A 20,544-nucleotide genomic window follows, 5' to 3' on the forward strand; every position below is an offset into this window, starting at 1 on the left:
AGGAGGGTCCGTGCACATTTCGCGGATCGAGGAGAGCAGATATGAGCATGACGGCGGGACGTATGACGGCGACCATGGCGGCGGTCGCGGCGGGACTACTGGCCGCGACACAGGCGACGGCCGCGCACGCGGAGGAGACCGAGCAGGCCGAGCCGACGGAACAGGCCGAGCCGACGGAGGGGACGGGGCAGTCGGAACAGGAGGTCCAGGAACCGGAGACCTTCACCAGCGAATTCATGGTCGACGCGATCCCGGACATGGTCGTCGACGCCGAGAGCCAGCCGGTCGAGGGGGAGGAGGGCGCCACCGGGACCTACGAGCTCCGACTCAACAGCGATGAGGACATCATCTGCTACGACATCGAGCTCTCCGGCGTCACCGGACCCTTCGAGAGCCCGGCCGAGACCGCGACCCACCTGCACGAGGCCGCCGAGGGTGAGTTCGGCCCGCCGCGTCTGGCCTTCCCCGATCCGGAGGACGGGGGTGACGGCACCATGATCGGCTCCGGCTGCATGGAAGGGCCCTTCACCACTGGGGTGGAGGACGAAGAGGCGGGCACCGACACCGGTGAGGGCTTCACCGTCGCCCAGATCGAGGAGAACCCCGAGAACTTCTACGTCGACACGCATACCGGCGACTACCCGGACGGTGCGGTCCGCGGCCAGCTTCCCGCTGAGGAGGGCGGCTCCGGGGAAGGAACCGGCGGCGGTGACGGCTCCGGCGGCGAAGAGGGCAGCGGGTCCGAGGGTGACACCGGCTCCGAGGACGGCAGCGGTGGTGAAGAGGGCTCTGGTGGTGACACCGGTGGTGAAGGCGACACCGGCACCGAGGGCGGCGACACCGGTGGTGAAGACGAGACGGGCACCGAAGGCGGTGACACCGGTGGTGAAGGCGACACCGGCACCGAGGGTGAGACCGGCACGGAAGGCGGCGGTGAGGGCTCTGGGGGCGGCACCGATACCGAGGGCGGTGGCGGGACCACCGAGTGACCGATCCACACCATGACGACCGGCTCTTCGGTCGTGAGGCGACGTGGCGGGGCCCCGAACCATCGGGTCTCCGCCACGTCCATGCCCGGTCGAACGAAGAACCCCTGTTCAGTGGGGGTCGGTGGCGTTGATGTCGACCCCTGTGACCCGCGGACTCGGCCGGCCTCGGAGGAATTCCGTCGTGCCCCGTCACCCGCTTCGGAGATGGGTGTTCCCGCCAGGGCGCCGATCCGGTCCTCGACCCGGCGGGCTCCTGGTCCGGCTAGGTCGAACCCTTGCCGGCGGCGAGCCGGCGCGCCCTACGCCCGCCGTACACTCCTCGCCGCATCAACTGATCCAGGGGGCCGGGGCGGTTCCGTGACTCCAGGAACGCGGCCGCCAGCAGGCTCATCGACCACGCCAGTGTGGCCACCAGGAGTGCCCCCGCGGCACCCACCGTGTCGCCCAGCCCCACCAGGTCGGTGTGCAGGACGACGGCGACCAGCACCGAATTCAGGAGATAGAAGGTGAGCGACCGTTTGCCCATGGCGGCGACCGACTTGGTCAGCGGGCCCTGGGTCCGGTCCAGCCTGATACTCCACAGGGCGAACAGGGCCGCGTAACCGGCGCCGCCCAAGACCCCGGTGAGCACCTGAAGCGCCATGAACAACCCCTCGGTGATCATGTCCGGGGAGATCACGCCCAACGCGCTCAGGGCAGAGGGCACCGCGCTGAGCACGGACACGCCGATACCGATCACCGCGACCTTGGTGAGCAGGCCCTTGTGCGCGGCCGGGTCGTCCAACAGCCCGGCACGTCCCGCTCGGTAACCGAGGACCACCAAGAGCAGCAGTGGGTACGCGAAGGCGAGGAACAGCGGGCTGAAGGGCAGCCCCACCACACGGCCGATCCAGTCCTCGGCGGTCAGGTACCCGGGTAGCGCGAACGCCTCCGGCCCCTGCGTCGCGTTGCCCACGCTCATCCCGACCATCGAGATCGGCACGGTGATCACGTAGAACACCGCGAACACCACCCCTGCTCGCACGATCGCCTTGTCGGAACGCAGCAGCAACCAACCGGTGACCAGCGCCGCCAGACCATAGGACGTGAGGATCTCGCCGGGGAAGACGAGGAGGGCGTGCACGGCGCCGAACAGCAGCAGGAAGAAGCCCCGTCGCCGCAGCAACCTACGGATCTCCTGGTCGGAGGTGCCCCGGGCCCGCTGCCGGGAGACCATCCAGGCCATCCCGTAACCGAACAGGATGGCGAACATCGGGAAGGAACGGTTGTCCAGGAACAACGTGGTGAACAGGGCGGCGAGCCGGTCCTGCGCGGGCTCGCCGGACACGTCCACACCGAAGCCGACCCCGGCGTACACACCCGCGTAGGCCATGGCGATGAGCAACAGCATGACACCGCGTGCCAGGTCGGGGGCGAGCTTGCGCGTCGCCCTCGGCGGGATCACGGAACCGGTGGAACCGTTCGTTGGTGCCGACATGTCGACATGTCCTCTCTCGACCGAAGTGGTCCTGGGTCCGGCGGTGCCGTCGGGTTTCAGTCTCCGTTGGCAGAGGGGAAGGGCGCATCGGTCGGCAGGCCGGCCGACCGGCCGGATCGGGCCGCCGCCGATAGGTCGGTCGGCCACGATCGGATCCGATCGATGGGAGGCCCCGGGCGTGGGACGCGTCGAAAAGCGGGTAGGCCGTGTGGGCGGGGCACGGCGCCATGCCCGCGGCGCGGTGACCCGGCCAGAACTCCGACCATCCGGGAGGCGGCATGAGCCGGTTCTTCATGAACGAGAGAGAGACCCTCGTCGAACAGGCGTTGGAGGGGCTCGTCGAAGCCCACAGCGGCCTGATCGACGTCCACACCGATCCACTGTTCGTCACCCGGCGCGTGCCCGCCCCGGGCAAGGTCGCCTTGGTATCGGGTGGTGGATCAGGGCACGAACCCCTGCACACCGGGTTCGTCGGCCAGGGCATGCTCGACGCGGCGGTGCCCGGTGACGTCTTCGCCAGCCCCACGGCCCTACAGGTGCGCGCGGCGATCCAGGCCGCCGACACCGGAGAGGGCACGGTGATGGTCGTCAAGAACTACACCGGGGACGTCCTTAACTTTTCCATCGCCGCCGAGCTCCTCTCCGAGACGCATCGGGTCGAACAAGTGCTGGTCGATGACGACCTGGCCACGCAGAAGGAGGACGAGGGAGGGCCCGGCCGGCGCGGTACCGCCGCGGTGGTCGCGGTCGAGAAGATCTGCGGCGCGGCGGCCGAGGCGGGGGCACCCATCGTCGAGGTGCGGGAACTGGGCCGGGAAGTGGTGGCGCGCTCGGCGACGCTCGGTGTCTCGTTCGAGGCGTGCACGAACCCGATGACCGGACGGCGCTCCTTCGACCTGGACCCCGGACAGATGGAGTTCGGCGTGGGCATCCACGGTGAACGAGGCATCGAGACCCGGCCGATCACCGGCGCCGCGGAACTCGTGGAGAGTCTGGTGACGCCCCTGGTGGAGTCGGTGGGACTGAAACGCGGCGACGCGGTCTTGGCGATCGTCAACGGCCTGGGCGCCACCCACGGACTCGAACTGGGGGTGGCGGCCCGCGAGACCAGACGGGTCCTGGACGGGCTGGGGATCGGCGTCGCCCGTTCCCTGGTCGGCCCGTACGTGACCTCGTTGGACATGAAGGGGTTGTCGATCACGCTCACCGCGTTGACCGACGACCTGGTGAAGTTCTGGGACGCGCCGGTGCGTACCCCGGCGCTGGTGTGGTGAGGGGAGTGGTGGACATGACGGGTGACGGGAACGGGACCGACCTGACCGGCGCGGAGGCCAAGGCATGGCTGCTCGCGTTCGCCGAACGGGTGGTCGCCGGGGCCGACGAGCTCACCGAACTGGATCGGAGGGCCGGGGACGGCGACTTCGGGTGGAACATCTCCTCCGCGCTCAAACGGGGGCGTGAGGGGTTGGCGGGGACCGAGGGCGAACATCCGGCCCAGGTGTTCCAGACCGTCTCCGACGCCTTCCTCGCCTCCGGCGGTACCAGTGGTCCGCTGTTCGGTCTGTGGTTCGGCCGGCTCGGAGCGGGACCCTCCGCCCCCTGGGACGTTCCAGCGCTGGGCGCGGCCTTCGGTATGGCCACCGGTGCCGTACGAAGGCTCGGCAAGGCCGAAGTGGGACACAAGACCATGGTGGACGCGATGGCACCGGCCACCGACGCGCTCACCGAGACCACCTCGGGCACCTGGCGGGAAGCGGTGGTGGACGCGGCACGAGCCGCCCGCGCCGGCGCGGACTCCACCAGCGGGATGATCGCGCACCGAGGACGCGCCAGCTACCTGGGGGAACGGGCACAGGACGTGCTCGACCCGGGTGCGGTGGCCGTGGCGTGGTTCTTCGAGTCGGCCGAGGGGGCCTGAGGGGAGCACGCATCCCTGGACCGATAACCTCCCGTTCCGCGGATCGAGAACACGGGCCGAGAACACGGAGCGTGTAAGCGATCCGAAGAACACGGGCCGAAAAACGCGGGCCCGGAGCGAGGGATGAACATGAGAGAGACCGAGAGTGAATCCGGCGACCACAAGGTCGTCGTGATCACCGGAGCCGGAGCGGGGATCGGTCGTGTCACCGCGCGACGCCTGCTCGAAGACGGTCATGCGGTGATCCTGGCGGGCCGTCGTGCCGCGACCCTGGAGGAGACGGCCGAGAGTCGCCCCGGGGCCACGGTCGTGGAGACCGACGTGACCTCGCCGGAGTCGGTGCGGTCGCTGTTCCGGGAGGTACGTGAACGCCATGGGCGCGTGGACGTGCTGTTCAACAACGCCGGTGTGTTCGGGCCCGCGGCGTCGGTGGACGAGATCTCCGACGAGGACTGGCGGGAGGTCCTGGACACCAACGTCACCGGGGCGCTGTACTGCGCCCGAGAGGCCGCGGTGCTCATGCGCGACCAGGAACCCCGTGGTGGCCGGATCATCAACAACGGGTCCGTTTCGGCGCACGTGCCTCGGCCGTCGAGCGTGGCGTACACGGTGAGCAAGCACGCCATCAGCGGACTCACCGCCTCCATGAACCTGGATCTGCGCGGGCACGGCATCGCGTGCACCCAGATCGACATCGGCAACGCCGCCACCGCCATGACCGCGGGGTTCGGCGCCAACGCCCGCCAGGCCGACGGTTCGGTGCGCCCCGAACCCACCATCGACGCCGTGCACGTCGCCGACACCCTCGCGCACATCGTGTCCCTGCCGTTGGACGTCAACGTTCCCACCCTGACGGTGATGGCTCGGGAGATGCCCTTCGCCGGCCGCGGCTGACCTCGGTACGCCAACGAAATCCCACCCGCCTCACCCGCCCCGGACCTTTCCGAAATCGCGGGGTGGGGGCGTCCCCGCTGTGCTAACGTCGCTCCCCCGAGGCGACCCGGACCTGGCCCCCTGGCCCAGGGACGTGCCGAATGCACGTTCTCCAGCCAAGAAGGGGAGTCGCGCCCGTGCGTGTCCACTTCGCGGTGTACGCCCGAGGGCTACGCCGCCACTCGACCTACCGTGCCGCGCTGATCGCCGGCCTCATCACCAACTCGGTCTTCGGCGCCATCAACGCGATGGTCCTGCTCGCCGTATTCGCCGCGCGTCCACAGATCAACGGATACGACGCCACCGACGCCGTCACCCAGGTGTTCGTCGGGCAGATGCTCATCACGGTCACCATGATCGTCAGCGCCGCGCCCTCACTCGACCTCGCCGAGCGCATCCGCACCGGTGAGGTCGCCAACGACCTGCTCCGCCCGGTCTCCCTCCAAGGATGGTGCCTGGCACAGGACCTGGGCCGGGCCACGTTCGGTTTCCTCTTCCGCGGAGTCCCCACGTTCCTGATCGGTGTGGTCCTGTTCGGCGCGGTGGTGCCCAACGAGGTGGCGGGGGCGCTGGCGTTCCTGGTCTCGGTGATCCTCGCCGCGCTGGTCGGTTTCGCCCTGCGCTACCTGTACTCGCTCTGCGGGTTCTGGATGCTGGACAGCCGTGGCGTGTGGGTGGTCGCCGGGCTGATCGGGCCGGTGGCCGCGGGGATGATCCTGCCGCTGCCCTTGTTCCCACCGGTGATCGGAGAAGTCCTGAGGCTGCTGCCGTGGGCCTCGTTGGTGCAGATCCCCGCCGAGATCCTCCTCGGTAAGGAGTCCCTGCCCGGCGGGGGTGTTCTGGGCGGTCTGGCCCTCCAAACGCTGTGGGCGGCGCTGTTGCTCGGCCTGGGTGCCTGGATCACCGCCACGGCCACGCGCAGGGTGGTGATCCAGGGTGGCTGACACTCGGCACCACGTCGAGGTTCCCGACGGTGAACGGTCCGGCCGGGTCCGGCACGCGGCCACGACACTTCTGCGCCCGTTCGTCGACTACCGGCGACTCGCCTGGTTGTGGGTACGGGCCTTCGCGCAGTACCGGCTCTCCCTCATCCTCATGTCCCTGGCCGTCATGGTCAGCGTCCTCATCCAGGTCGGCGCCGTGGTGATCCTGTTCGGCCACGCCGGAACCCTGGCCGGGTTCACGGTGATGGAGGGGTTGCTGGTGTTCGGGTTGGCGGCGAGCGCCTTCGGGACCGCGGACATGTTCGCGGGTTCGGTGGAACGCCTGGGGAACCACATCCGGTCCGGCACCCTCGACATCATGCTCATCCGACCGGTGTCCCCACTGGTCCAGGTGGCCGCGGACGAGTTCTCACCACGACGCTTGGGCAAGGTCGTACCGGCCCTGGCGGTCCTGGGCGTCGCCTTGGCCGGGGTCGACGTCGAGTGGTCCGCGGCCGAGGTGGCCTTGTTGGCCTTGATGATGCTCTCCGGCACGTTGATCTGCGCCGCGATCTGGGTGATCACCGGGTGCCTACAGTTCTTCATAGCCGGCGCGCGGGAGGCCGCCAACTCGCTCACCTACGGAGGACAGGCCCTCACCGAGTACCCCATCGCGATCTATGGGCAGGAGATCGTCCGCGCGGTCACCTACGTGGTGCCGTTGGCCTTCATCAGCTGGCAGCCCGCCCTGCTCGTCCTCGACCGAACCGACCCCCTCGGCATGCCCGAGCAGCTGCGCTACATGGGGCCGGCCATCGCGGTCCTCCTCTGCGCCTGTGCCGCCCTCACCTGGCGGTTCGGGTTGCGCCACTATCGATCCACCGGGAGCTGACAGATGACCCCGAACGAGACAGTCCATCGCCACGCACCCGGAGAACCGATCATCGAGGCCGTCGGCCTGGGACGCGACTTCGTCCTGTCCGAAGGTCCGTTCCTACGTCGGACCCGCCGCACGGTCAGCGCGGTCGGCGACGTCACCTTCACGGTTCGGGCCGGGGAGATCGTCGGCTACCTCGGTCCCAACGGCGCCGGCAAGTCCAGCACCATGAAGATGCTCACCGGCATCCTCACCCCCACCTCGGGGACCGTGCGGGTGGCGGGGATGGAACCGGCCCGCCGGCGTACTCGGCTGGCCGCGGAGATCGGTGTGGTGTTCGGGCAGCGCACCACCCTGTGGTGGGACCTCCCGCTGCGGGACAGTCTGTCCCTGACCCGGCACCTGTACCGGGTACCGAAGCGGGAGCACGCCGAACGTCTGGCGGAGCTCACCGAACTCCTCGAACTCGGCCCCTTCCTGGACACCCCGGTCCGACAGCTCAGCCTGGGTCAGCGTATGCGGGGCGACCTCACCGCCGCCCTGCTGCACGCTCCGCGGCTACTGGTCCTGGACGAACCCACGATCGGGCTGGACGTGGTGAGCAAGTCGACCATCCGCGAGTTCCTGCTGCGGTCCAACGCCGAACGGGGCACCACCATCCTCATCACCACCCACGACCTGGGAGATGTGGAGCGTCTATGCGACCGTGTGATGGTGATCGACCATGGTCGGTTGGCCTTCGAGGGTGATCTTCCCGGGCTGCGCGCGACCGTCCCGATTCCACGGGTTCTGGTGGTCGACCTGGCCACTCCGGCTCCGATGATCGAGGTGCCGGGAGCCCGCGCCGTCCGGGTGGAGGGCCCTCGGCAGTGGTTGGAGCTGAGCGACAACCCCGCCCGGGTGATCGCCGAGGTGGCTCGGGACCATGAGGTGGTGGACCTGACGTTGCGCGAACCCGACATCGAGGCGGTGGTGTCGTCGCTCTATCGCGGGACGATGCCGGTGGAGAGAGCGGGCAGCGCCTGAGCCGGTCAGTGCTCGGCCGTCGCACCGAGTCACAAGGGGGCCCGAACACACGGGCACGGTAGGGGATGGCGGAGGGGCGGCGAGGATCGTTAGGGGGAGCGCGCACCACGCGTGGTGGTGGTATCACCACCATGGAACCCGAGGGGTGATCCCCGAAAGACTCGGTCCTATGGACAGAACCCTTCCGAGCCCGGTGCGTTGGGCCACGTTCCTGTGGGCGCTGGCGATCACGGCGGGCATTATCGAGACCTCCCTCGCGGTGGCGCCCGGGTTGGCCGAGGGTGCCACGGTACCGTGGCTCGCCCTGTCGGTCCGCGCGCTGCTGTACACCTTCTCCGCCCTGTTGGTCGCCTGGTTCGCGAGAGGTCTCCGCTGGTCCAGGGTGACGCTCGTGGTGCTGATGACCGGTGTGGGACTGGCGAGTGTGCTGATGTCCATGGGGCTGGGCGTGCTGTCCGGCCCGGGGGTGTTCGTCGGCCTCGGTTACGAGGGTCATGGGGCCGCCTCGGTGCTCCGGGTCGCGCACACCCTCGTGTACGTGGCGGCCGTGGTCGTGGCTACCGTGATGGCCTTCCTCCCCGCTGCGGGCCGCTACTTCGCCGGCGCCGGCGAAGCTGTCCACGACGGTGTCGACGGCCGTCGACACGCCGCGTCCGCGGCGAGCACGCGACGGTCGAGCGACGACCACACCGGTACCGACCGCACACTGCTCATCACGGGCTGACCGGGGGCGGGCTGATCAGAGGACTGACCGGCTGACCGGCTGACCGGAGGAGCGGGATGACCGGCCGCACTGCTGACCGGAGGAGTGTGCCGACCGGTCATTCTGAGGAGCGGCCGAGCTGCTGATCGGCTGAACGGGGCGATCTTCGGGGGACGGCCCGGTTGTCCACAGGGACGAGAATCGCCCTGTCCCCTCCCACCGTGTTCGGCCTATCGTGGATATCGGGGGAGCCCCACCCACCGCGCGCTTCGGCGTGCCCACCACCTCTTCTCGACCGCGCGTTTCGGCGTGCCCACTCCTTCGCCACCGGGCGGTGACCCGATCACCCCGGTTGTCCGAATTCACCCCGTACCGGGAGACTGGTGTGCATGACGCTGCTCTCCTACGGCATGTGGCTCGGAATCACGTTCGGTGTGCTCTCCTGTGTCGCGTACACGGTCGCCGCGGTAGCCCAACGCAGGCTCGCCGTCCGGCTCGCCGAACCACTGACGGGCGGACAGCAGGTCGGTCGGCTGCTGCGACACCCGCTCTGGTGGGTGTCCCTGGTGTTCAACGGGGGCCGTGCCGGGTTCCAGGTGGCGGCGGTCGGTTTCGCTCCACTCACCGTGGTTCAGCCCCTGGGTGTGCTCGTCCTGGTCTTCGGCATCCCCTGGTCCGCCCGGCTGGAGCATCGGCGGGTGAGTTCGTCGGAATGGCGCGGGGCCGCCTTCACGATGGTGGCCCTGGGCGTCCTGCTCGCGGTCACCGTCACCGGGGACGTGGGTGGGGTGCTGTCGGAATCGGACGCCGTGCTCGTCGGCGCCGGAACCGTCCTGTTGCTCACCGCCGTCGCATGGGCGGCGGGTCGGGTTCCTTCGGTGGCCTGGCGAAGCTACCTACTGGCAGGGGCCGCTGGTGTCGCGTTCGGGGTCTCCTCGGCGACGGTGAAGACCGCCGTGTGGGCCTTCGGCGACCTCGGGGTCGCCGGGTTCGCCCATCCGGCGACCCTCGCCACCCCGGTGATCGCGGTCTTCGGACTGTTCCTGGCACAGGCCGCCTACCAGGGCATGGATCTGGGTGCGCCGCTGGGCATCACCACACTGGCCAACCCGGTGGCTGCGGCGGTCGTGGGTGTGGCGTTCATGGAGGAGGTCTACGCGGGTGGCCTTCTCGGCGCGGTGATCGCCGTGGTCTGTGCCCTGGTCGCCGCACACGGGATCCGGTTGCTCACCGTCCGTTCCGATGGCTCGTCCCGCCCCCTTCCCGAGGCCTCCGAACCCGGCTTCCCGGAACCGGAGGCCCGGCCCGGTATCGGCACCCGACATTCGGCACCCGGCACCCGTCCCTGACTCGGGCCCGGCACCCGGCCCTTCGACCCCTACCGGGCCCCGTGATCGCCCCCCGCGCCCTCCACCCGGTGGCAGCATCGAACGCGTTTTCGTTGCGTTGTTTCGTCACATCCGTGATCCGTCACGCGTATTGCGTAGGCACGGTTTCGTCGCCCCTGACGCACATGGAGCGTTTCAGGGGGCGGTGACGAAACGAACGGATCAGGCTCTCATCCGTACGGCACCAGGTACCCGGAACCATATTCATGCTCGGCGCCGAACCCCAGGGGACGGTTTCGCCACCGCCCCACCACCGCCCCTGCCTCTACAGCCCCGCCTCGGCCGTCAGGTTCAAGCTGCCGACGACGCGGCCTGGCATCCACCAACCAGGTGTGAGTCAGGGCTGGCAAGCTCGGCCCTTCGGGGCCGAGAAGCCGACCGTCCACAAAGCGTCCAACGCCCACCACGACGTCACCGGCCCGTCTCGGCGGGCCGCCGTGCTGGTGGACCCCGCGGTGCGCCGATCAGTGCACCGCGGCCTGAAAACGCCCGAATCCGTAGCCTTTTTCCCCGGCTCGCAAGCGTGGGGACCAAAGCCCGGAACAGAAAGGGCGCCGAACCCACGGCCGGAGTACGCGAGGTGGATCCCAGATGAGTCGAACCAGGCGACCCCGGAGAATCGGTGGCCGAGTACGTGCTCACCGGTGTGATCGTGGTCGTCGTCCTGTTGGCCGTCCTCGAACCGGCCGGCGGTGTCTTCCAGAGGGCCATGGTCCTCCTACCGCTCGTCCTTCGTGGCGAGACGGATGGCCCCGGCGCCGGCCCACACCGGATCACCGTCGTCCGGTGCCGGTCCACCGCCGTGCGCGCACCGTACTTCGGACGTCCTGGCGGCCTGCCGGAGCGCCGGCGGATGCTGAGTCCGCCCTTGCTGTTCGTGGCGGCGGGCAGCACGTTCGCCACTTCCGCCCCCGATCGCACGACTCTCCCCGTTGATCGGATCCCCACAGATTCGCCCGTGGCCCCGCTCCCATTGGTGACCGGTCCGGGCCGGGAACGCCCGGTACCCGAACAGAGCCGTCGGACCCTCGGGACGTTCGTCGGAATACCCACCCCGGACCTTGCTTCGGGTGGTCTTCTCACGGGCCCGGCGTGGCCCCTCGTCGGTGGAGTCCGTGCGGCCCGAGGTTTCCTGGCAGCCCTCGTCCTCGGCGGCCTCGCCCTGTCGTACTTCCGCGTCCTGGATCCCACCGGATGGGCTCGCGCCACCAAGAACCGGCCGGGCGGGAGCCACTTCGACCCGGCCTCGGTCGCGTTGCCGGTGCCGATTACCAGGGGCGCAGACCGGGATCGGACCTCACCATTGTTCTTCGGCGGGGTCTTTCCCGCAGTGGTGCTGCTCGTGGCGCAGGCCCGGGTGGAACCGCGGGCCGAACATCCGTCGGTGGTAGCGCGTCCCAGATCCGGGCAGGTCTTGGCATCGCGGTCCACAACCGGTCCCATTCTGAACGTGGTGACACCGGGTGGGCAGAGCGTCGTCGTGATGTACCTGTCCACCTCCATGGAGGTCGCCGGGTACGTGTTCGGGCTCGGCGTCATGGCCCATCTCCCTTGGGTGACGGCACCGACGCACCCGGCCTTCCTGAAACCGGCACGTTCGCGTCGGTGGCCACCCGGATCGGTTACCGGAGGACGGTGTTCCTCGCCGTTCCTCGCCTTCGCGCTGACGGCGGTGTGAACATCGGGTCTGCTGCGCTGCTGGGATCTCCCCGGTCAGGAGACCTCGATCCGTTGTGGCTCGGGTGGCTCTACCCCGTCCACCGTCACCTCTTCCACGGTCCCGGTCAGCTCGGCCTCGTCTTCGTCTTCGTCCCAGCAGTACGCTTCCAGCGTGTAGGTCGCCGGGGGCAGCGGTATTCGGAAACTTCCGTCATCGATGCTGGTGTAGCCCATGTCGTTCATCTGGGGGACCTCTCCACCCGGTGACGGAGCGGTGATCAGTCGCATGATTCCGCAGCCGACCATGGGTTCCCCGTCCGGGCCCACCACCTCGCCGGTGACGCCCAGGAATTCGGTGTCCTCCGGTGGTGTCTCCGTTCCGGTACCACCGGCGCCAGAGGAGGTCAGGCTGTCCGGGCCGGTGGTCGGGGTCTCCGGGGCGCCGTCCGGGACACCCGATGCCGTGTCGGATGCGAGCTCGGCTTTGGAACCACAGCCCACCAGGGCGAGGATCATGGCGGCGAACACCGCGCAGAGGAAGAGGAAGGGACGAAGGGCCGGTGATCGGGGTGAGGTGGACACGGAATCGGTGACCTCCTGCGGAGCCGGGATGAGGGGAGGGGACCGAAGGTTCCTCCGGTTCCCCTCACCGTCCACTGAACATGATCGAGGGCTTCGCGCCAAGCCTCGATCTCCGGCCTGTGGACAACCTTCCCGGCCCACGAGGGCGCCCGGTTCAGTACAGGTCGGGATGTGGTTCCGGCGCCGGGTCGGGGACCGGAACCTTCCAGGTCAGCACGGTCCCGGAGACCTCACCGCGCCTGGCTTCGAACACACCGCCCAGGGCCAGGGCCCGCTCCTTCATGTTGCGCAACCCGCTACGGCGGCCCTCATCCGGCAACCCGATCCCGTTGTCCGTGACGGTCAGCGCCAGGGTGGTCGGGCGGCCGGTGACCGCCCTCTCCTCCACGACCACGGACACGTGCACCTCCGAGGCTCGGGCGTGCCGGGCCACGTTGGTCAACCCTTCGCCGAGTACCGCCAGGAGCTGTTCGCCCACCTCCTCCGGAACCGAAGCGTCGATCGGCCCGTCCAGGCTCACCCCCGGATGGCAGCCGAGACTGTGCGCGGTGTTCTCCGCCAACCGCAGGATCCGCCCGCGCAACGACGTGTCCTGCCGGCTCGGCGGGTTCTGCAGGTCGAAGATGGTCGACCGGATCTCCCTGATGGTGCTGTCCAGCTCGTCGATGGTGCGTTGGACCCGTTCCTCGGCCTCGGTGGAATTGATCAGCCGGACCGTGCTCATCAGGGTCATCGCCGAGGCGAACAACCGCTGGATCACTACGTCGTGCAGGTCCTTGGCGATCCGGTCGCGCTCCTCCAACACCACGATCCGTTCGGTGTCGCGCCGGGCGTCCGCCAACTCCAGGGCCACCCCCGCCTGGGCGGAGAACGAGTGCAGCATCCGACGGATGTTCGCGTCGAACGGGGCCCGTTCGAGGAGCTTGCCGAGCAACAACACGCCTCGGGTGTTCCCCGGTGTGCCCAGCGGCACCAGCAACCCGGGTCCGTACCCGCGGTGCGTCAGCATCGGACAGTGCGCCTGTCGAAGATCGGGGATGGTGACGGCCTCGCCGGACTCGTACACCCATCCGCATACGGAGTCGTGGATCTCGACCGGCGTCCCCAGGATCTCCTGGGCGACCGGACCGTCCGCGAACTCCGCGAACAGGTGACCGCGCGCGTGCGGGTCCGGCAGCATCACCACCGCGGTGTCCGCCCCACCGATCTCCCGGGCCTGGGCCGCCATGTAGGTCAGCACCTGGTTGGTGTCCGCGCCTGACAGCAACCGGGTGGTGATCTCGCTGGATGCGCCCAACCAGCGTTCGCGCAGCCGTGTCTCCTCGTACAGACGAGCGTTCTCGATGGCGACACCGGCGGCGGTCGCCAATGCGGTGACCATCGCCTCGTCCTCCTCGTCGAACTCCTCGCCGTTCTCCTTCTCCGTCAGGTAGAGGTTGCCGAACACCTCGTCGCGAGCCTGGATCGGCACCCCGAGGAAACTCGACATGCCGGGGTGCCCCTCGGGGAACCCGCCGAACTCCGGGTGGTCACGCAGGTCGGGCAGGCGCAGCGCGGCGCGGTCGTATAGCGGCGCGCTCAGCACGCCTCTGCCATGCGGGAAGCGACTGATCCGTTCGGCGTGTTCCTGGCTCAGCCCCACGGGGATGAACTCGGTGAAGTTACCGTCCTCGCCGATCACTCCGAGTCCGGCGTACCTGGCTTTGGTCAGGTGTGCGGCGGCCTCCGTCAGCCTGCGCAGCACGGTGGCCAGGTCCAGGTCACCACCGATGGTCAATACCGCCTGCAACAGGGAATGCACTCGTCCCTGAGCGGAGAGTCCCGTTCGGGCCCCGGAGTGCATCTCCGCGAGGAGTTCGTCCAGGGGCTTCGGGGACAACCGGTGGCTCTGGGGGATCTCGGTCATGTGTGGTTCAACCTCCGCAGAGCCGTTGAGGGGTTGAGGGCTAATGCTTGAATTGTCGTTGGTTTTTTCCCGTTTTGCCACATCTGGCTGCTCTGAAGCCTGTCTGCGGGGCGGATCAATTACTTCGGAAACGCGGACGACGGTTGGGCAATTCATGCTAACGTCGCGGTCAGTCAGCGCGGAATACCTCTCTGACCTGGCTTCGAGCACCTGGAACGCGATGTTTCCGGTGCCATTCACACGAACCCCTACAGGCTGTCGGGACCCGGGTGCAGCCCGGGAGGACCCACAGTACGGCGGAAGGAAACCCCGGTGTCTGGATACCACGGTACGGTCGGCGCCACCGGCGTCAGCCCCGCCGTGTGCCCGGAACCACTTCGCAGGGCCCTGCTGTTCGCCGGGCTGGTCGCCGGGATCCTGTTCACCGTGTGGCTCTCCTCCGCCCCGGCACACGCCGAGGAACTCACGCTCTCCGAACCCGCACTGCCCGGAACCGGCGCCGTCGCGGAACAGGCCGAGGGTCTCGGATCGGTCGGTGACACCGTCGCCACGGTGGGGGATCACGCGACCCGAGTGGTCGGCGGCGCCTCGGAGGCCGCGCGAGCGGTCGAGAACGAGACCTCCGATCCGGTTCGGCATGTCCATGAGGCCGTGCGGGCGGCACCGCTGCCCGATCCGAGCGAGCTACCCGAGGCCTTCGCCCCGGTCGCCGGTCAGGTGATCGACCCCGTGTTCGAGAACACGGATGGCTCCGACGAGACCGGCACGGCCACCGAGACAGGGGAGAGTCCCGAGGCGCCCGAGGTCGAAGAGACCACGGCGCACCCCGACGCCCTGCCTCTCCACGAAGGGGCCGTTCCCGACCCGGCCCAGGAGACCGACACCGAGGATACCGACGGCGACCGTCGTGTCCTCGACCCGGACACCCTCGACCGGTCCTCGGCCGGCGGCGCCACTCCCGCCACGGCCCCCGCCGCCGGTGGCACCGCGACCGCACCCGCCGTCGCCGGGTACCTCACCACCGCGGCCGCTCCGGCGCCCGCCCCCGGCCTGTTCGAGGCCGCCCGGCACGTCCTGCGCTCGGCACCCGCCGAGGCCACGGACGAGCCCACCTTCTCTCCGGACTGACGGACCACCCGCCCGTCGACCGCGCCGCCACGCCCTGAGCGTTTCCACACGTTCCGCAGGTCCCAGGCGTATGCCGCGCACGACCGGCCTTTCTCGGTACACCCTTCCCAGCCACACGACTGGGGGCTGACGTGAGCCCCGCACCTCTTCAGCGAGGTTCACGTCAGCCGGTGGTCCGCCAGACCGACCGACTGAATCCGGCCCGAACCGACCCGCCCCTTCCAGGGGCGCCACGGTTCACACACCGGAACAAATCTTCCGGCCCCGATCCCCTGGCCAGGGAGACCGGCCACCGAGACGGGGCGCGACACCGCTCCGCCGCACCCGACAGAACCGACACGAGAACCACCCTGGAAGGACACACATGTTCCACACCGCCCGCTCCTCCGCCCGAACCATGCTGCTGGCGGCCGGCGCCGCCGGCTTCGTCGCCCTCGGGGCCGGCATCGCGGGGGCCGACACACTCGGCGGTGTCACGGACGGCCTCCCCCTGGGAGACCTGGGCAACCAGGTCCCCGCCGCCCTGACCGAAGGCGTCGGTACCCCCGTCGGTGACCTGGTCCAGGTCGAGCCCGGCGAGATCTCCGCTCAGCCCGATGTTCAGCATCAGTCCGGAACCCCCACTGACACCGTCGGACACATCGTCGGTGATGGTGTCTCCGCCGACACCCCCATCGAGTCCGGCGAGGACAACGCCGCCGAGCTCGGCCCTCTCGACGTGGCCGGAGCCACCGAGACCCTGCCGTTGAGCGACACCGCCGGAGGATCGCCGATCGGCGGCGCCGTCGACCCCCTCTCCGGGCTGCTGGGCGGCACGGGGCTGCTCGACGCCCTGCCCCTGGGAGGTGGTGGACAGACCCTCCCGCTGAACCACAGCGAGTCGCCCCTCGACCTGAAGCACCACGCCACCGTCGTCGAGGACACCGCGGGCGAGCTGGGCAGCCGGGTCAAGACCGGGGTGCAGGAGGCCGATCCGCACCTGGTCTCCCTGGACGAGGTCGACCTCGACCGGGTCGGTGAGACCGTCCCCATGAGCGACCCGGTCGGGCTCGACACGGGTGAGAACGCCGATCTGACCGGTGGACTCACCACGCTGTTGCCCTCGGACGTCACCGAGACCCTCCCGATGAGCGGGTCCGGTGACCTGGCCATCACCGACGCGGTCGGCGGTGTGGACGCCGGGCCCCTGAACGAGGTCACCGACACCGCCGCCGACCTCGAACTGCCGATCCCCGTCGGCGACTCGGGCCTCGCGCAGACGACCCTGCCGCAGGCCGGCGGCACGGATGTGGTGGGCGACCTGCTGCCGCAGACCCCCGGCGGTGACCTGGTCGACGTCCAGGGGCTGCCTCAGCTGGGAGAGCCCCGGATCGGCACCGACCAGCTGCCCGTCTCCACCGACGCGATGCCCGTCGGTGAGGGCTCCGACCTGGACCTGGGTCTGGGCCTGAGCTGATCCGGAACGTGCGCTCACCCGCGGCGGTGGACGCACCGCCTCGGACAGTGCGTGTGACGGCCTCCGTCGGTGGGGCGTCGAGTGGAACCGTGGGGGTTCCCCGGCGTTCGCCGGCTACGGGTCGGGTTCCGTCACCCGAGGTGCGCGGTGTGACCCCGGACGGAAAAGTCGGGGTCCCACCGAGTCCCCACCCGGACCGCCCGCTCTGGACCGGGTGAGGAGGAACGACACAGGGGTTCCGAGGGCATTCGGGGCGTCGGGGAGATCCCCGGCGCCCCGTTCCCGTGTCGCGTACCGGTTCCGCTCGGCTCGAACCGTGCGTCGCTTCGAGTCGGTGAACTTAACCGATCCCGCTGCCCCGGATCCCGCTGTCCCGGAACCTGTTGCCCCGGATGTCGCTGCCCCGGGCTCCACTGCCCTCCCCGGCTCCGTGAACGCCGGAGGGCCCCGCCCTTCACGGCGGAGCCCTCCACATCGACGTCGATTCGAGTGACCGGCTACCAGTCGTCCTCGCCGGTACCGAATCCGAGCCCGTCCTCGCAGGGGTTGGACGTGGCGTCGCGGCCCTCCCCGGGGCGAGCCGACGGGGCCTCGTCCACGCCCTCTCCGTCCGGCGCCTCGCCGCCGTTGTCCACGATCGAATGGTCGGCGGGGGTCGGTGAGGACGCCGGTGGCTCCTGCGGAACCGATGCGTCGTCGGCGGCGAGCAGTTCGGGCAGAGCACGGTCCTCGCGCACGGCCTGGAACAGTTCGTCGGCGTCCTCCTGGTGCCACATCACCCGGTTGGGGTCGTACGGCGCCTGGTACCAGGGCACGGTGTGGAACTCGATGTCGGACAGGTCCACATCGGTCATGGTGACCGCGATGGACAACATGCGATCAAGGGAGAGTTCCTGATCGGTGGCGCTGTGCTGAGCCACCGCTTGCAGGACCCCGTTGAGCTTGCGCGGGCTGGTCAGCACATCGCTGCTGGTCACCTGGTCGGCAAGTGCGGCCATGAACATCTGCTGCCGGTCGATACGGCCGATGTCACCGCCGTCACCGATGTCGTAGCGGGCCCGGACGAAGGACAGGGCCTCTTCCCCGCCGAGGGTCTGCTGACCGGCGTCGATGTCGAGCTTGGACCGATCGTCCCGCATCGGTTCGGGGATGCACATGTCCACCCCGCCGATGGCGTCCACGACGTCACGGAAACTCGCGAAGCTCAGGTGGACGAAGTGGTCGACCCGGATGTCGGTGAGCGACTCGACGGCCCGAACGACACAGGGCGGGCCACCGTGGTACATCGCGGCGTTGATCATGCCGAAGTAGCCGTAGGTGCCCTCGGTCTTGGCGTAGGGGTCGCACTCGGGCAGCTGCACCAGGGAGTCGCGCGGGAAGCTGATCACCGAGACGCGATTGTCCGGCGAGATGTGCGCGAGCATCAAGGAGTCGGAGCGTTCGCCCTCGAACTCCTCCGTGTAGGCGGGGCTGTCCTCTTCGTATCCGTCGGATCCGATGAAGAGGATGTTGACCGCGTCGCTGATCTTGTCGGGGCGGTCTTCCTCACGCAGTACCGAACCGATGTCGTGTTGCGTCATGTCCGAACGCAGTGAGTGGTAGTAGCCGTAGGCGGTGGCGGCGCCCAGACACATGAGGATCGCGAGCGAGGCCGCGGTCCACAGGACGACGCGGCGCAGGCGGCGCCGCCGCCCTCCTTTACCGGCTGCGGCGGCGGCCACGGGCCCTACGCCGCCTTCGTCGGATCCGACCTGACCGGAGCGGTTCGGTTCGGGACCGTCCTCTCCGGTGGACTCTTCCGCTCCGCCGGTGGTCTCGCCGGTCGTCTCATCAGGCGTTTCGGGCGCGCTCTCGGGGCTCTCCCCAGGTGCGCTCGCAGCGATGCCGGTGGCGGTACCGGTATCGGCGGATGAGGCAGCGGTCACCGCGTCAGCCGTCTCCTCACCGGTCACGTCCTGGGAACCCTCGGTCTGTTCCGCTTCGTGATCCGGGGCGGTGTCGTTCTCGGCGCGGTCCCGCGAAGAGTCCTCGTCGGACTCCTCCGCGGCGCCCACGGGCTTGCCGCCGTCGATGACGACGGGTTCCGGAGCGTTCTCACTCTCCGGAGCGTTCTCATCTTCCGATTCCGACTCTTCGTCCGGTGCCGACTCTCCGTCCAATTCCGCATCCGGTTCTTCGTCCGGATCCTCGGTACGTGGCCGGTCGGCTACGGTCTCGGTTCCCCCGGGACCCTCTCGTTCCTCGGAGTCCTCCCTGTCCTGGGACACGGGGTCATTCTCCGGGATTTCGTCTGGTGTCTGGTCCGCGCCGGAATCGGCGGAGTTCTCGTCAGCGGGCATCGTGACAATCTCGGTGAGTTCGGGCTGCTGGACGTGCCAACGGACGGGCACCGACCCGAGTAGGTCTCGCGTCCGCGTCCGAAGAATGGCGGATGTCGCACGGGGGAAGTGCGCGGGCTGTCCGGAATCCGGGCCGAAAAGTCATCGAGGGAAGGTGCGTCACCCTTGGAGGGTGGTGGAGCACTGATGGGCAGGGGGAGCCGACGACACCAGAACCCGCGCGTGGCAGTGATCCTAGGTGAAGTTCTCGCAGAGTGCGCGCTCGGGTTGTCCACGGGCGCGGTTCCTGACCACAATTGCGCCGCACAATTCCTTCGCCGGATGGAAGTCCCGGAGGCTTGCCCGCCCGACTTTCTCACGTGTGACCGCAAGAATCACATCTGACCCGCCGTGAGAACATCGGTTCGGCGCGCCTCGACGTGCGTGCGCGCAAGGATCCTGCGCCGTCTCGAAAATGGCCTTGATGGGGGCGCGCGCCTCGGCGCGCCTCGCCAGGAACCGGGATCAGTCGTCCCAGAACGCGCTTTCCCTTTCCTTCTCTTCCTTCTCCTCGGTCGCCGGAGCGGAGGCGCGGCCGGACTTGCCGGTCGGCTTGGTGCCGCTCTTGGGCGTCTTGGTGGTCGTCTTGCGGGGGGTGGGAGTGCTCTTGGCGGTGGCGCTACCGGTGTGTCGAGGGCGCGCGGTGACCGAGCTCTTCTCGATCGGCGCGAGGGGTTTGGGCGCATCACCGGCGTGGATGCTCAGGGCCTCTTCCTCCACGCTCAGCATCTTGCGCATCTCGGCGGGGATCTCGGGGAGGCGGTCCGCTCGCAGGTGGGCGCCGAGGACGTCCAGTGCGTGGTCGCACAGGATCCGCTTCGAGGTGGCGGAACTGACGCCGCTGAGCTGCTCGACCTCTGGCAGTTCGTGTTCGCGCAGCAGCCGAACCACGGCGGTGAGCCGTTCGCGTGTCTTGCGATCGGTCATCGACATGACGGTCAACTCGGCGTCGCGCAGGAACTCGGCCTTGTCGCTGTCGCCGTCACGCTCGGCGATGAACGCGCTGGTGAGGTTGCGGGCGGAGTTGCGTGTGCCGGACCGGAGTTCGGCGCGGCGGATCTGTCTGGCGTGCAGTGTCGTGACGACGACGCTGGTGACCAGGCTGATACCGGCGCCCAACAGAACGAGTACGACGGTGTTGTCGAGGATGTCCACGGGAGGCCTTTCAGGACAGGGGCCGCACGGGGCAGGGTCGCGGGGG

Annotated in this window: 17 protein-coding genes; 12 read left to right on the top strand and 5 right to left on the bottom strand. The window is 69.1% G+C overall.

Annotated features, from left to right (window positions below):
• Nucleotides 1-41 precede the first annotated feature (41 nt).
• Nucleotides 42-989: a CHRD domain-containing protein gene (locus BQ8420_RS32325; protein ID WP_235006318.1), complete on the top strand. Its 948-nt coding sequence runs from the start codon at nucleotides 42-44 to the stop codon at nucleotides 987-989.
• 262 nt (nucleotides 990-1,251) lie between these two features.
• Here the strand turns inward: BQ8420_RS32325 and BQ8420_RS16940 are convergent, their stop codons facing one another.
• Complete coding sequence (locus BQ8420_RS16940; protein WP_087100101.1) at nucleotides 1,252-2,466, bottom strand: DUF418 domain-containing protein; 1,215 nt, start codon at nucleotides 2,464-2,466, stop codon at nucleotides 1,252-1,254.
• A gap of 278 nt (nucleotides 2,467-2,744) precedes the next feature.
• Here BQ8420_RS16940 and BQ8420_RS16945 point away from each other — a divergent pair, with 278 nt between their 5' ends.
• The 9 genes from BQ8420_RS16945 to BQ8420_RS16985 all read left to right on the top strand — a co-directional run bounded on the left by BQ8420_RS16945 (nucleotide 2,745) and on the right by BQ8420_RS16985 (nucleotide 11,912).
• A complete protein-coding gene (locus tag BQ8420_RS16945) occupies nucleotides 2,745-3,740 on the top strand; it encodes a dihydroxyacetone kinase subunit DhaK (protein WP_087100102.1) in 996 nt (331 codons plus the stop codon).
• 14 nt (nucleotides 3,741-3,754) lie between these two features.
• A complete protein-coding gene (locus BQ8420_RS16950; protein WP_087100103.1) occupies nucleotides 3,755-4,384 on the top strand; it encodes a DAK2 domain-containing protein in 630 nt (209 codons plus the stop codon).
• Nucleotides 4,385-4,513: 129 nt separating this feature from the next.
• Nucleotides 4,514-5,278, top strand: coding sequence for an SDR family oxidoreductase (locus BQ8420_RS16955; protein WP_087100114.1), 765 nt, complete (start codon nucleotides 4,514-4,516; stop codon nucleotides 5,276-5,278).
• Nucleotides 5,279-5,454: 176 nt separating this feature from the next.
• A complete protein-coding gene (locus tag BQ8420_RS16960) occupies nucleotides 5,455-6,261 on the top strand; it encodes an ABC-2 family transporter protein (RefSeq protein ID WP_087100104.1) in 807 nt (268 codons plus the stop codon).
• Nucleotides 6,254-7,132, top strand: a complete 879-nt coding sequence (locus BQ8420_RS16965) for an ABC transporter permease (RefSeq protein WP_087100105.1) — start codon at nucleotides 6,254-6,256, stop codon at nucleotides 7,130-7,132. The genes BQ8420_RS16960 and BQ8420_RS16965 overlap by 8 nt, the downstream gene beginning before the upstream one ends.
• Before the next feature lie 3 nt (nucleotides 7,133-7,135).
• Nucleotides 7,136-8,143 (top strand): ATP-binding cassette domain-containing protein, encoded by a 1,008-nt coding sequence (locus tag BQ8420_RS16970; RefSeq protein ID WP_087100106.1) that lies wholly within the window; start codon nucleotides 7,136-7,138, stop codon nucleotides 8,141-8,143.
• A gap of 169 nt (nucleotides 8,144-8,312) precedes the next feature.
• Nucleotides 8,313-8,867, top strand: a complete 555-nt coding sequence (locus BQ8420_RS16975; RefSeq protein WP_235006319.1) for a hypothetical protein — start codon at nucleotides 8,313-8,315, stop codon at nucleotides 8,865-8,867.
• A 368-nt stretch (nucleotides 8,868-9,235) separates the two neighbouring features.
• Nucleotides 9,236-10,195, top strand: coding sequence for a DMT family transporter (locus tag BQ8420_RS16980; protein ID WP_235006320.1), 960 nt, complete (start codon nucleotides 9,236-9,238; stop codon nucleotides 10,193-10,195).
• 661 nt (nucleotides 10,196-10,856) lie between these two features.
• Entirely contained in the window at nucleotides 10,857-11,912 is a 1,056-nt protein-coding gene (locus BQ8420_RS16985; RefSeq protein WP_087100107.1) for a hypothetical protein, read from the top strand.
• A 35-nt stretch (nucleotides 11,913-11,947) separates the two neighbouring features.
• Here BQ8420_RS16985 and BQ8420_RS16990 read toward each other — a convergent pair whose 3' ends face one another.
• Together BQ8420_RS16990 and BQ8420_RS16995 are read right to left on the bottom strand one after the other, a co-directional pair.
• A complete protein-coding gene (locus tag BQ8420_RS16990) occupies nucleotides 11,948-12,475 on the bottom strand; it encodes a hypothetical protein (RefSeq protein WP_143847361.1) in 528 nt (175 codons plus the stop codon).
• A gap of 154 nt (nucleotides 12,476-12,629) precedes the next feature.
• A complete protein-coding gene (locus BQ8420_RS16995; RefSeq protein WP_087100109.1) occupies nucleotides 12,630-14,381 on the bottom strand; it encodes a GAF domain-containing protein in 1,752 nt (583 codons plus the stop codon).
• 312 nt (nucleotides 14,382-14,693) lie between these two features.
• On the opposite strand from BQ8420_RS16995, the gene BQ8420_RS17000 reads away from it, so the two are divergent.
• Both BQ8420_RS17000 and BQ8420_RS17005 read left to right on the top strand, forming a co-directional pair.
• On the top strand, nucleotides 14,694-15,509 hold the full coding sequence (locus BQ8420_RS17000; protein WP_087100110.1) for a hypothetical protein: 816 nt from the start codon (nucleotides 14,694-14,696) through the stop codon (nucleotides 15,507-15,509).
• 364 nt (nucleotides 15,510-15,873) lie between these two features.
• Complete coding sequence (locus tag BQ8420_RS17005) at nucleotides 15,874-16,965, top strand: hypothetical protein (protein WP_087100111.1); 1,092 nt, start codon at nucleotides 15,874-15,876, stop codon at nucleotides 16,963-16,965.
• Nucleotides 16,966-17,462: 497 nt separating this feature from the next.
• Here BQ8420_RS17005 and BQ8420_RS17010 read toward each other — a convergent pair whose 3' ends face one another.
• On the bottom strand, nucleotides 17,463-19,304 hold the full coding sequence (locus BQ8420_RS17010) for an LCP family protein (protein WP_087100115.1): 1,842 nt from the start codon (nucleotides 19,302-19,304) through the stop codon (nucleotides 17,463-17,465).
• Between the two features lie 504 nt (nucleotides 19,305-19,808).
• On the bottom strand, nucleotides 19,809-20,492 hold the full coding sequence (locus BQ8420_RS17015; RefSeq protein ID WP_369825512.1) for a hypothetical protein: 684 nt from the start codon (nucleotides 20,490-20,492) through the stop codon (nucleotides 19,809-19,811).
• Between the last annotated feature and the right edge of the window lie 52 nt (nucleotides 20,493-20,544).

The sequence above is a fragment of the Nocardiopsis sp. JB363 genome (genome assembly GCF_900143625.1).
In the GTDB taxonomy this organism is placed as follows: domain Bacteria; phylum Actinomycetota; class Actinomycetes; order Streptosporangiales; family Streptosporangiaceae; genus Nocardiopsis.